The organism is Pueribacillus theae, assembly GCF_003097615.1.
GTDB lineage: Bacteria > Bacillota > Bacilli > Bacillales > UBA6769 > Pueribacillus > Pueribacillus theae.
This window is the reverse complement of record NZ_QCZG01000016.1, coordinates 23,168-36,085: the sequence shown is the minus strand read 5'-3', so window position 1 is coordinate 36,085 and position 12,918 is coordinate 23,168. Positions and strand designations below refer to the sequence as shown.

The window sequence follows — 12,918 nt, the reverse complement described above, 5'->3', positions numbered from 1 at the left end:
CAACTCTCCTCTTCTCAGCTAATGTTTCTATTTTCAAACCATTATACCATACATTTTGGCGCAGACAACCGTTTTCCCTTCGAATGTCTCAACATCAAAACAGTCCTTATTTTTTTCCCCATTGATTTTGAAAGATGAGACGATCCAAAGTTCGTCTTTTTTCCCAATTCACTGTCTCTAGAATCGGTTTTTCAGGGTATTCCTCTGTGTAACCAATGGAGATAAGTGCAATCGGATCAATGTGCGGCGGGATGATTAGAATATCGCGAACGTCATTTTTTTTATAAAAACTGACCCAGCCCATCCCCAATCCTTCGGCACAAGCTGCGAGCCACATGTTTTGAATGGCGCAGGCGGTTGATAATGCATCCGTCTCAGGGATTGAATTTCTTCCTAAGACATGTGAGCCCCCTCGTGTAGGATCGCAAGTGACACAAATGGTCAAAGGGGCTTCTTTTAAACCTTCAACTTTTAAACTTAAAAATTTCGTTTCTTTTTCCCCTTCATAGTGTATGGCTAGTGCCCGCCTTTCTTTATCAGCGGCCCAGGCAAGTTTTTTCTTTACATCGCCTGAAGTAATCAAAATAAAATTCCAAGGCTGCATGAATCCTACCGAAGGTGCGTGGTGGGCCGCAAGCAAGATGTTTTGGATGGCAGATTCAGGGATCGGATCCGGCAGAAAACTGCGAATGTCTCTTCTCTTATGAATGACTTTGTAAACAGCTTCTTTTTCTTCTTTTGTAAACATACTATCCCCTCGAAAAGAATTGTTTGATTTGTTGCCATTTCTTTTAAAAGCCTTCGACAGAAAATAAAAACTTCGGGGGAATTTTTTCTATGTTCCCCCAAAGTTAGTCAAAGTTTTTCTCAAGCTTTCTTTTGGAATGAAATCATGAATTCACTTAATTTCTCAACTGATTCTAAAGGTACGGCGTTATAGATTGAAGCTCTGCAACCGCCAATGGAACGGTGGCCGTTTAAGCCGACAAAGCCTAATTCTTTCGATTCAGCCAGAAATTGTTTTGTTAAATCATCACTAGGAAGAGTAAAGGTAACATTCATAATGGAGCGGCTGTCTTTTTGAGCGTGTCCATTGTAAAAACCATTGCTTTCATCGATCACATTGTAAAGCAAGCTTGCTTTTTGATTATTGGTTTCTTGGATTTTTTCAGTGCCTCCTTGGTCCTTAAGCCATTCAAGTACGAGTGAAAGCATGTAGATGGCAAAAGTCGGCGGCGTGTTAAACAAAGAATTATTTTTGCTATGTGTACGATAGTCAAGCATTGTTGGCAAATTATCGGCGCCTTTTTCCAGGAAGTTCTTGTCGGCAATAACGACAGTAACACCTGACGGGCCGAGATTTTTTTGTGCTCCCGCATAGATTAATTTGAACTTTGATACATCCAATGGACGGCATAAAATGTCGCTTGACATATCAGCAATCAAATTTTCAACGGTAGGGAATGCTTGCCATTGTGTACCGTAAATCGTGTTGTTTGATGTAATATGGACATATGACGCATTGTCGTCAATAGACAGTTCGTTCAGTTTCGGAATGCGATCAAAGTTTGTTTGTTCACTTGTTGCCGCAATTGTTGTTTTCCCGATTTTTTCTGCTTCTTTCAGTGCTTTTTTAGACCAAGACCCAGTCAAGACATAGCTGCCGTTTCCATTTCCTAGGAAATTTATCGGCACCATCGTAAACTGCAGGCTTGCACCGCCTTGAAGAAACAGCACCTCATAATTCTCCGGGATATTTAGAAGCTCTCTTAAAAGCTGTTGCGCACGGTTATGGACTTCTTCGTATTCTTTGCTGCGGTGGCTCAATTCCATGACGGACATTCCGCTGTTTTTAAAATTGGTAAGTTCGCTCTGTGCTTTTTTCAATACATCAAGCGGCAAAGCGGCAGGCCCTGCATTAAAATTATAGCTTCTCTCCATTTTGCTACACTCCTTAAGTCGTTTATCTTTTCTATTAATTTCCGAACAAAGAACTATCAAACTTTCATTATGTTCATATTTTACCACTATTGCCTGCCGAAAAAAAGAGACTCCCCTTAAGGGAGCATGATGGAAAATTATTCGATGCCAGAAGCGATTTTTTCAGCCATTTCTTGCAATTTCTCAGGAGTATATTCGTCATGATGTGTTTTCCAAACCAATCCAAACCCATCGTCTTTTCCGTAGCGCGGGAGAAGATGGACGTGATAATGAAAGACTGTTTGCCCGGCTGCTTCGCCGTTGTTTTGGAGCAAGTTCATTCCAATTGGGTTAAATTTTTCTTTGATGGCGTTTGCAATTTTCGGCACTGCTTGGAATACATGTTTCGCGGATTCCTCAGATAACTCATAGACATTTTCTTCGTGATTTTTCGGTATGACAAGCGTATGTCCTTCTGTTACTTGGCTAATGTCAAGAAACGCAAGCACGTGTTCATTTTCATACACTTTAGCTGATGGGATTTCTCCAGCGATAATTTTGCAGAAAATACAGTTTTCATTATGTACCATAATCGATCATCCTTTCAATATAATTTATCATTACTTTAATTATAACAAACTCCGAGCCCACAAATGATGCAAAACGATGAAAATGTCGCTAAAATAAAAGTAAGACAGTTAAGAAGGGACAAATGAAACATTGAAGAAAATATTAGAACTGAAAAACGTAACGGGCGGGTATGCGGCGAATCGCCCCGTGTTACATGAGATTACTTTTGAAGTGAATGAAAGTGAGATCGTTGGCTTAATTGGATTAAACGGAGCAGGGAAAAGTACAACGATTAAGCATGTGCTTGGATTGATGGAGCCAATTTCAGGAACGATTCATGTGAACGGAAGAACATTCCTTGAAGCGCCGGAAGAATACAGGGGCCAATTTACATATATTCCGGAAACACCGCTTTTATATGATGAATTAACGCTTTGGGAGCATTTGAAATTAACAGCGATGGCATATGATGTGGAGGAGTCGGTTTTTGAAGAACGGGCAGAAAAGCTGCTTGAAGAGTTTCGAATGGTAAAAATGAAACATTGGTTCCCGAGTCAATTTTCAAAAGGGATGCGGCAAAAAGTCATGATTATGTGCGCTTTTTTGGTTGAACCGAAATTCTATGTCGTTGATGAGCCATTCGTTGGGCTTGATCCGATCGGCATCCAATCTTTTTTGGACTGGATGGTTGCATTTAAAAAAAATGGGGCGGGCGTCCTCATGTCGACACACATTTTGGCAACAGCCGAGCGATATTGCGATCGGATGATCGTTCTTCATGAAGGAAAAATTGTTCTCCAAGGAACAATGCAGGAGCTAAGGGAACAAGCAAGTATGCCCCGTGCGACACTTGATGAAATTTATTTAAAAGTAGCTCAAGGAGCGTTGACATGATGGATGCCGGAAAACTTTGGTATGAACGTTTTCAAGCGTTTTTGAATTTGTTTCTTCGGTATATGCGTTTAATTGGGAACAGCGGCTTGTTGTTCTCAGTATTGTTCCTTATTATTTTCGGAAGCTATTATTATAGTTTGCTTATTAAACAAATCCCTAATTCTTTTCCAGTAATGCTGTTTATTTCGATGGTCATGGCTTTTTTATTAGTGAGAGGGAAAATCCGGACGTTTTTAAAGAGGGCCGATCTCGTTTTTCTTATTTCGGCGGAAGAGCGGATGAAAGCTTATTTTACACCTGCAATTATCTACAATATCGTGATGCAAATGTTTATTATTTTGATTGGAGCGATTGTGCTGGCACCGCTTTACGCAGTTCGGGCAAATGATTTAACTTATCCGTACCTCCTTTTGATTATTTTGTTCCTTCTTATAAAAATATGGAATGTGATTGTGTATTGGTTTGCCCTCAAATTACCTTCTGAACGCACAGTATTCAGCTACTCATTCCTGCGTACAGTTGCAACATTTGTTCTTGTCTATTTATCAATGACAGGGGCATCGCCTGTCATTTTACTTTTGGTCATTGTCATCATGGTTGCTTATCTGTGGCATTTATCCCTCGCCATTCCGAAGGAACATGGCCTGAAATGGGAAAGGTTAATCGAAATGGAAGAAGGGCTCACATTGCGTTTTTACCGTTTTGTGAATGCTTTTACCGATGTTCCGGTGTTAAAAGAACGGACGAAGCCAAGAAGATGGGTGAATGTGTTTTCGAGAATGATCCGCCACCGCCAATCTTCAGCACCACTTTATTTGTATACGCACGCATTTATTCGTTCGGGAAATTATTTTGGCATTTATATGCGATTGCTCGTTATTGGAGCCCTCATCATTATTTTTCTGCCATATGAATACGGGAAAGTTATCGGTTATGCGCTGTTTTTATATTTATCCGCTGTCCAGCTAGTCGCGCTAGTCCAACATTTTTCCGGCCACGATATCGTAAACTTGTATCCTATTTCAACCGCACGTTTTTCTTATGCAAGCAAAACGCTGCTTAGCCTATTGCTCGTTATCAAGTGTTTTGTATTTTCGATTGCCCTTCTTATAGGAGGGGCATCAGTGGTTGTTGCTTTTATGATGTTAGTAGCCGGAGCTTTATGCAGTTACCTGTATATTCACTTGTCAGTGAAAAAACAGATGCAAAGTTAACTGTTCGAATCATTTTGAGGGGTGACGATGATGACAGAATACGAAAAAAAAGCGTTTCAGGAGTTAGAAGCTTGGGAAAAGAAAATGAGAAAGCGCCAAACCCTTGCAGCGAGATATGCGAAAGTGGTTCAAAACAAAATCAATGCGAAAATTCCCGAAAAAGTCCACAACATCATTACGGAAAGCATTAAAAAGACAGTGACCGCTGTGCTAGTCGGTTCAGAATATACAACGAAACGCACACCGCTTAAAGAAGCCTCCCTTGAACAAAGAGAGGAGCTTGTACTGGAAAAGGTGAAGGTTTACAAGCGGATTGCTTCAGCTGAAGGGGCGGGAACAGGGGCGGGTGGTCTGCTGTTAGGTGCGGCAGACTTCCCTCTTCTCCTTGGAATTAAAATGAAATTTCTTTTTGATGCCGCAAGCCTGTACGGATTTGATGTAAAAGATTACCGTGAGCGCCTGTATATTTTGCATCTCTTTCAACTCGCTTTTTCAAGTGATAAAAAGAGAATGGAAGTTTTGGAAGAAATAAAAAGCTGGGAACAGACAGCAGAAAGTCTGCCAGTGAAATCAACCTATTTACAAACCATTGATTGGCAGTCTTGGCAACAGGAATATCGTGACCATATCGACTTGGTGAAGCTTTTCCAGCTGTTGCCAGGCATCGGCGCGGTAATTGGCGCCTATGCAAACTATAAATTGCTGGATGAATTGAGCGAGACGGCAATGAATGGGTACCGGATGCGCTTCTTTAATAAATAGAGAATCAAAAAGCATGGGTCTTACGAACGGTTGCACCGTGATAAATAAAAGATTCATAATTTTTTGCGGCCTTTATATGGTATGATAGTCTTAGGGAATAAAGACTATTTACCGTGGGGGTGAATAAGTGGGAAGGACACGTTTTAGACTAAAATTATTTTTGGTTATGATTGTTTTTGCACTTATTATCTCTTTAACAACGGCAACGATTGCTTACTTGCAGATAAGGGATCATGTGATAATAGATAATGAGCAACAAATTAATACCATTCAAGAAATGGCTGAAGATTCGTTAAAAGCGATTGAAAAAGCATATTTCTTTTTTGATAAAAGCACTGCGGAAAAAATGGAGGCAAATACTATTTATTTAATACAGAAATATGAAGAACAGCCTTCTTTTGAAAAATGGGACTTTAAAGAGTTAAAAGATATTTTGAATATGGATATTTATGTGATTAATGATAAAAATGTCATTACATACAGCAGTTTTCAAAAAGACATCGGACTTGATTTTAATGTATGCTGTAAGAAACTTGCCCGGATCCTTGATGAAAGAAGAGAGTCGGGAAAATTTTATGTCGATGGTTTGGATATTGAGCAACAAACGGGTGAAATTAAAAAATACAGTTATATGGCAACGGATGATAAAAGATATATTATTCAATTGGGCTACTCCTTACAGAACAGCGAAATTTTCCGAGAGTTTAACTTTCTCAGTGCAATCGATGAGCTTACGGCAAAGTACCCATCAATTAATGAAATTAACATCCTTAATTTAGGAGGCTACTCTCTTGGACAACCCGTAGAAGAGGCGAAGCTGTCTAAAGAAAGAAGAAACGCATTTGAACATACACTAAAAACAAAAGAAAAGACAGAATTAAAGGCAAATTGGCACAACGAGCCGGCGATTTACAGGTATGTGCCTTACGAATCAGACTTTGATGAAGGAACGACCAAGAATAAAGTGATTGAAATCATCTATAATCAATATGAACTTGAGTCGGTTCTAAACAAAAATCTAAAGTCATTTATTATCCAATTCCTCATTAGTTTAACGATAACGATCTTAATAGCTTTTCTTATTTCCAGATGGGTGTCGAAACCGATGTATCTCGCCTACCATGACAGCTTAACAGGATTAATGAATCGGTCGGCATTTGAAGAAAGGGTTCGGCACATCCTAAGTGAAAATAAAGGAACAACAGCTTTTTTGATGCTTGATTTGGATAATTTTAAAACGGTTAACGACGACTTTGGCCATGACAAAGGGGACGAGCTTCTTAAAAAAGCAGCGAACCTGCTTCGCAATTTTTTACGAAAAGGCGACAGAATCTTTCGGTTGGGTGGGGACGAATTTGTGATCATTATGACTTCTGTTGATTTCGAAGAAACAAAAATAAGAGCCCAAGAGTTAATCGAGCAAATGAGTGAGCATTTTAAGCAAATAACAGAAGCTGCGCAGGCTGAACTATCCGTAAGTATCGGCATCGCTTTTGCCCCTGAACATGGGATTGATCCTGAAGAATTATACAAAAAAGCCGACATGGCCTTATACAAATCAAAACAAAAAGGGAAAAATCAATTTTCAATTTATGCGAATGAAGGACTTGGAAACTGAGGCGAGCTTATATTAAAGAGGCTCGTTTCTTTCTTTTTTTGCTAAAATAAGATTTGTAGGAAAAGAATGGGAGAGAGAAATTTGACCACTAAACATACAATAATGCTGGTAGATGGCATGTCTTTATTATTTCGGGGATATTATGCTACAGCCTATCGAGGCTCAATTAGAAGAACGAGTACAGGAATTCCGACAAACGGGATTTATACATTTGTAAGGTACTTATGGGATGCCATTCAAACATTTGGTCCCAGTCACGTCGTTTGTTGTTGGGATATGGGAAAAACGACATTTCGCACCGAATTATTTTCCGATTATAAAGCAAACCGACCCGATCCTCCATTCGATCTTTTACCACAATTCGATCTTGTTAAAAAAGTAACGGAAAGCTTTAATATTCCAAATATCGGAATAAAAGGATATGAGGCGGATGATGTCATCGGCACCATTGCTTTAAATCACGCGCCGGAATTGAATGTTCATATTTTAACGGGTGACAACGATTTGTTGCAGCTGGTAAATGAACGTATCCATGTCATTATTATGAAAAAAGGTTTTTCAAATTATGCACATTTTACACCGGAACGTGTTCTCGAGGAAAAAGGTTTAATGCCACATCAGCTCAGGGAATTAAAAGGACTAATGGGAGATGCAAGTGACAACTATCCCGGAGTAAAAGGAATTGGAATTAAAACAGCTCAGAAGCTTCTCCATCAATACGAATCAATCGACGGCATTCTTAAAAATGCGGAAGATCTTCCTAAAGGAATCCGCTCCAAAATCATGTCACAACTTGACATGCTTCATCTTTCACATGATTTAGCAAAAAATCGATGTGACGTCCCTATGTCGTTTTCTATTTCAGAATGTATGTTGTCACTGGATAAGGGAAAAATAGAAAAACAATTTGAAGCTCTTGAAATGCAATCTTTATTGAAGTTGTTGGACGACCCGTTTTCATAAGTAAAATGCTTCCACACCTATTAAATGAGAGGCAAGAATTGAATTCATTAGCGAACTGCAAATACCTTCTTGTCTGTTTAGAAAGGAGCAAAACAATGGCATTGACAGCGGAGCAACTGCAACAATTTAACCAAACATTGCTTGAGATGAAAAAAGAAACTGAAACATTGCTTAAATCAAGCGATCACTTCGGTACCGAAGAAGAAATGATCAAAGAGTCGATGGGTGAGCTTTCAAATTATGACAACCACCCTGCAGATAATGGGACAATCTTATTTGACCGGGAAAAAGACATTGCATTAAATGAACATACAGAAAGAGAATTAAACGAAATTAATGACGCGCTTGAACGAATAAAAAATGGCACCTACGGAATTTGTGAAGATTGTAAACAGGATATTCCAATAGAAAGGCTCGAAGCACACCCTACAGCAGCTCGATGTGTCGAGCATAGCAGAGATCAAACAGTAGCAAAACAGAGACCTGTTGAGGAACAAATCTTAGAACCACCATTCGGAAACTTTGAAGGCTTCGAGAATGATGAAAATGAAAATACGTCTTACGACTCCGAAGATGCATGGCAAGATGTGGCAAAGTGGGGAACAAGCGATACACCGTCAGATCTTTTTGATAACGAGATTAAAGATTACAATGACATGTATCTCAATTCAGACGAACGAGTCGGGTATGTCGAAGACATCGAAAGCCTTGTCGCAACAAACCGGTATGGCAAAAACCGGAAAGTCTTGCCGAATGATAAGCATGAAGAGTATGAGGAAAGAGAATAACTGAGAAAGCACCCAACTTTACGAAGGAGGGTGCTTTGATGTTTTAGTAAGACTATAGAAATTGACTCAAGTCATAAAATTTGTGTAAAAAATTCCCGAAAATAAAATCGCTAATTTTCATTTTCTCATTTTTAAGAAAAAATATTAAAGAAAACAGCTGATTAGATGAGAAATTATATTGGCATGAAAGTTGCTATAATAAACAAGTAGATTAGTAAGGGGTGATTATTAAAAATAAAAGGTGAAATTATACATCTGGAATTTTGGGAGGCCAGCTTATGTCTTCATTAAAAGTGAAGTGTTTTACTTTAGGTCAATTAAAAACGAATTGTTTTGTAATTACAGATAAAATTAATAATAACTGCGTAGTTATCGATCCGGGAGAAGACCCAGAACCCGTTTTGAGGTACATAAAAGATAAAACAGTTGATTATATTTTACTTACTCATTCACATCATGACCATATTGCAGGTTTGAATGAAATTAGGAAAATGACAGGAGGTTTGGTGGCCATTCACCATGAAGAAGCTCAATGGTTGCTTGAACCAAATTTAAACTTGTCATATCAATCTAAAAATCCAATTGTTTGCAATTGGCCAGACATCGTACTGTATGGGGGGGAGGTTATAAAGTGGAATAATCATTTGATAAAATCAATTCACACCCCTGGCCATTCGCCTGGAGGGACATGCTACTTAATCGAACAGTACTTATTTAGCGGGGACACATTAATGGAGGGAGTAATTGGCATTACATATGGGGTACCGTATGGGAATCGGGAAAAATTAAAACAATCAATAAGAAATAAATTATTTACGCTTGAAGATGGTATAAAAGTTATGCCTGGGCATGGAAATTTGACATCAATAGGAATGGAAAAGAGATACAATCTCCTTCCGAATGTCAAATCATTTAGCAGAGATTAAATAGATTCCTGGCAATAACAAGGGTTAGCTCATTTTGAAAACGGAGCTTGTTGGAGTCAGGCAATACAAGGAAGTAAAGTACATTCCTAACTCAGAATCTAAAATCCTAATTTTTTCAGAGGAATTTTCTTCATTAGCGTCTAAATTTTTAAAAGAGTCAGTAATAAAGCGAGCTATAAAAAACCTACAACGATTGCTTTTATAGAAGAACTTCCGAGAAATGCTTCAGGTAAAGTGCTTCGCCGGGAACTAAGAAATTGGGTTTCAAAAAAGAGTGATTTGAAGAATTCTAAAATCTAAGGAGTGAGGAAATGAAAGCTGCTGTTTTTAAAGGCCCTGGTTCTCTAGAAGTCTGTTCAATACCAGATCCTGACTGTGCTGAAAATGATGTGGTACTGCGAGTGATTGCTTGCGGCATCTGTGGATCGGATTTACACACATTTCGGACGGGTGACTTTGTGAATCATGATCAAGTGATGGGACATGAATTTGTAGGTGAAGTAGTTGAAGTTGGAAAAAATGTCCAAGGCGTTACGGTTGGACAGCGAGCAGTCGGATTTGCCGCTAATTTCTGTGGGGAATGCCACTGGTGCAAAACGAACGATTTTATCTATTGCCCAGAATTATTTAAAACGGGGACTGGTTATGGCCGGCCCGGTGCGTTTGCCGAATATGTAAAGATAGAAAACGCAGCTATCAACCAAAACATTTTTCTAGTTCCGGATGAAATAACGGACGAGGAGGCTGCATCTATTGAGCCGCTTGGAGTGGCTGCGCAAACCGTACAGCAAACTCATGATCCAACCTATCGGAAAGCGCTAGTACTAGGCAACGGCTTCATTGGAAATATGGTAGCCCAAATATTGAAAAATGTTCACGGATATGAAGTAGCCATATCAGAACCTTCAAACCTTCGAAGAGAACTATCTTATGGTGCTGATAAGGCAATTAATCCTTTGAAAGACAATGTGATTGACCAAATACAAGACATGTGGGGAGAAGGCCCCTATCACTTCGGAGTAGGTGGAATGGCTGATTTAGTTGTTGAATGTGCGGGGATAAATGATACGTTCTCCCAGGCACTTGAAGCAGTGAGAAGCAGGGGAACAATAGCACTTGTCGCCTTGCCGGATAAGCCAGTGGATGCAAATGTTATGAGAATCGTTCATAAGGCTCCCAAAATTATTGGTGTGTTAGGCTCTCATATGGCTGAAGCAATTAACCTATTAAAAAATAAAAAAGTGAACCTTGATAATTTGGTTACCCATAACTATCCATTGGAAAAAATTGAAGAAGCTTTCAGAATCCAACAAAACGCGCAGGTGTCCGTAAAGGTGTTAGTAACGCCTCAATATTAAGAAGAAAAATTTTCAATGAATGAAGGAGGAAACGATGAGATTAGAAGGGAAAGTGGCTATTATAACAGGAGCAGGTAGCGGACAAGGTAAAGCTTCAGCAAAGTTATTTGCGAAAGAAGGAGCAAAAGTTGTTATTGCCGAATGGAATGAAGAAGCAGGGAAACGAATGGAACAAGAAATCGTCGATGCCGGCAATGAGGCCGTCTTTATTCAAACAGATATCTCCGATGAATCCAACGTCACCCTATTAGTTGATCAAGTAGTAGATATGTACGGGAGAATTGATATTTTATTTAACAATGCCGGTATAGGCTTTTCCTCAAGCTCCAAATACAAAATGGCTCCGTTATTGGAAACGCCTTTGAAAGATTGGAATGACATTCTCGGTATTAACTTAAATGGGGCTTATCTAATGTCAAAATATGTGTTACCCGTGATGATCAAGCAAAAAAGCGGAAATATCGTCAACAATTCTTCATTAAACGGGGTGCTCGGTGTAACAGGAGCTGATGCTTATACGGCAGCGAAAGGAGGGGTTGTTGCTTTAACGAGAGTCATGGCAGTCGATTACGGCAAATATAATATTCGCGTGAATTGCATTTGTCCGGGAGCCATCGATACACCGATGATTGCCGATGCATTAAAAAATCCCGAAGTTTCCAAAAACTATGAAGCGGGTCCGCTTGGTAGAGTCGGAAAACCGGAAGAAATTGCTTATGCGGCTTTGTTTTTAGCATCTGATGAATCTAGCTATGTGACAGGTTTAATTATGCCGGTAGACGGTGGTTGGAGCGTTGTATAGCGTTATTCATTTGATAAGGTCATCGTGTCATATTTTTACAGAAATTTTAATGAATGGAAAATCACGTAAATAAAAGTATGAGGTGATTAATAATGGCTGAAATTTATCAAAAAGAAATTAATTTAAGAGATTATAGTAAGGAAAATTTAATGGCGTTTTACCGTACAATGGTAAAAATCAGAAAGTTTGATGAAAATCTCATTCAATTGATGCACGAAGGGAAAGTGTCTGGTTTCTATCATTCCGGTATCGGATCGGAAGGACTGTCGGCAGGTTCAATAGTGCACAACCTTCGTGATGAAGATTATCTTTATTACAATCACCGTGGATGCAATCAAAAAATTGCAAAAGGGGTACCACTTTCTAAATTGTACGGTGATTTTTTGGGTACAGTTGAAGGGACAACAAGAGGTCTGGGAGCGGGAATCGTGCATAGTGCAGATGTCTCAAGAGGAGTATTAGGTCAAGCCGGTACAATTGGCTCCCAATTTAATATTGCTGTAGGCACTGCTTATTCAGCAAAATTCCAAGGTACTGATCGAGTCACTGTTTGTTATTTTGGTGATGGCGCAGCAGCAAGAGAGCCGTTGCATGGTTCGTTAAATTGGGCGGGGATATATGAGTTGCCGATTATTTATATTTGTGAAAACAATGAGTATGCCATTTCTTGTCATACTTCAGAAATGCATGCTGTGAAAGAACATATCGCTGATTGGGCTGATGGTTATGGGATCCCGAATTGTGTTGTGGATGGGAATGATGTTCTGTTGATGCATGAAGTTGCCAAGGAAGCAATCGAAAGAGCAAGGAAAGGCGAAGGCCCAACTTTTATAGAAGCAAAGACGTTCCGACATCGTGGGCATTTTGAGGGAGATCCATACGATTATGTTGATCCCGAGGTAGTAAAAGAATGGAAAGAAAAAAGGGATCCGATTAAGAATTTTAAGAAACGATTACTTGAAAACAATATTTGTTCAGAGAACGATTTTTCAAAAATAGATGAGCAAGTAGATCATGAAATCCAAAAAGCTATTAAGACGGCTGAATCCGCACCACTACCGGGTAGGGAAAGAATTTTTGAAGGACTATTTGCTTAAAGGGGA

Annotated in this window: 13 protein-coding genes; 10 read left to right on the top strand and 3 right to left on the bottom strand. The window is 39.3% G+C overall.

The window, feature by feature from the left end:
- Positions 1 to 106: 106 nt before the first annotated feature.
- The 3 genes from bluB to DCC39_RS09175 all read right to left on the bottom strand — a co-directional run bounded on the left by bluB (position 107) and on the right by DCC39_RS09175 (position 2,510).
- Complete coding sequence (gene bluB / locus DCC39_RS09185) at positions 107 to 748, bottom strand: 5,6-dimethylbenzimidazole synthase (protein ID WP_116554596.1); 642 nt, start codon at positions 746 to 748, stop codon at positions 107 to 109.
- Between the two features lie 119 nt (positions 749 to 867).
- A complete protein-coding gene (gene serC / locus DCC39_RS09180; protein WP_116554595.1) occupies positions 868 to 1,941 on the bottom strand; it encodes a 3-phosphoserine/phosphohydroxythreonine transaminase in 1,074 nt (357 codons plus the stop codon).
- Positions 1,942 to 2,078: 137 nt separating this feature from the next.
- Positions 2,079 to 2,510: an HIT family protein gene (locus tag DCC39_RS09175; RefSeq protein WP_116554594.1), complete on the bottom strand. Its 432-nt coding sequence runs from the start codon at positions 2,508 to 2,510 to the stop codon at positions 2,079 to 2,081.
- Positions 2,511 to 2,640: 130 nt separating this feature from the next.
- On the opposite strand from DCC39_RS09175, the gene DCC39_RS09170 reads away from it, so the two are divergent.
- From DCC39_RS09170 to DCC39_RS09125, 10 genes are all read left to right on the top strand, one after another.
- Entirely contained in the window at positions 2,641 to 3,384 is a 744-nt protein-coding gene (locus tag DCC39_RS09170) for an ABC transporter ATP-binding protein (protein WP_116554593.1), read from the top strand.
- Positions 3,381 to 4,598: an ABC transporter permease gene (locus DCC39_RS09165; protein ID WP_116554592.1), complete on the top strand. Its 1,218-nt coding sequence runs from the start codon at positions 3,381 to 3,383 to the stop codon at positions 4,596 to 4,598. Before DCC39_RS09170 ends, DCC39_RS09165 begins: the two co-directional genes overlap by 4 nt.
- A gap of 30 nt (positions 4,599 to 4,628) precedes the next feature.
- Positions 4,629 to 5,360, top strand: a complete 732-nt coding sequence (locus DCC39_RS09160) for an EcsC family protein (RefSeq protein WP_116554591.1) — start codon at positions 4,629 to 4,631, stop codon at positions 5,358 to 5,360.
- 127 nt (positions 5,361 to 5,487) lie between these two features.
- On the top strand, positions 5,488 to 6,978 hold the full coding sequence (locus tag DCC39_RS09155; protein ID WP_116554590.1) for a GGDEF domain-containing protein: 1,491 nt from the start codon (positions 5,488 to 5,490) through the stop codon (positions 6,976 to 6,978).
- Positions 6,979 to 7,044: 66 nt separating this feature from the next.
- A complete protein-coding gene (locus tag DCC39_RS09150; RefSeq protein ID WP_116554589.1) occupies positions 7,045 to 7,941 on the top strand; it encodes a 5'-3' exonuclease in 897 nt (298 codons plus the stop codon).
- A gap of 95 nt (positions 7,942 to 8,036) precedes the next feature.
- Complete coding sequence (locus tag DCC39_RS09145) at positions 8,037 to 8,729, top strand: TraR/DksA C4-type zinc finger protein (RefSeq protein WP_165820817.1); 693 nt, start codon at positions 8,037 to 8,039, stop codon at positions 8,727 to 8,729.
- Positions 8,730 to 9,007: 278 nt separating this feature from the next.
- Positions 9,008 to 9,655: an MBL fold metallo-hydrolase gene (locus DCC39_RS09140; protein ID WP_116554587.1), complete on the top strand. Its 648-nt coding sequence runs from the start codon at positions 9,008 to 9,010 to the stop codon at positions 9,653 to 9,655.
- Between the two features lie 311 nt (positions 9,656 to 9,966).
- On the top strand, positions 9,967 to 11,013 hold the full coding sequence (locus DCC39_RS09135; protein WP_116554586.1) for a zinc-dependent alcohol dehydrogenase: 1,047 nt from the start codon (positions 9,967 to 9,969) through the stop codon (positions 11,011 to 11,013).
- Positions 11,014 to 11,047: 34 nt separating this feature from the next.
- A complete protein-coding gene (locus DCC39_RS09130; RefSeq protein WP_116554585.1) occupies positions 11,048 to 11,815 on the top strand; it encodes an SDR family NAD(P)-dependent oxidoreductase in 768 nt (255 codons plus the stop codon).
- A gap of 92 nt (positions 11,816 to 11,907) precedes the next feature.
- Positions 11,908 to 12,912: a thiamine pyrophosphate-dependent dehydrogenase E1 component subunit alpha gene (locus tag DCC39_RS09125; protein WP_116554584.1), complete on the top strand. Its 1,005-nt coding sequence runs from the start codon at positions 11,908 to 11,910 to the stop codon at positions 12,910 to 12,912.
- Positions 12,913 to 12,918 lie beyond the last annotated feature (6 nt).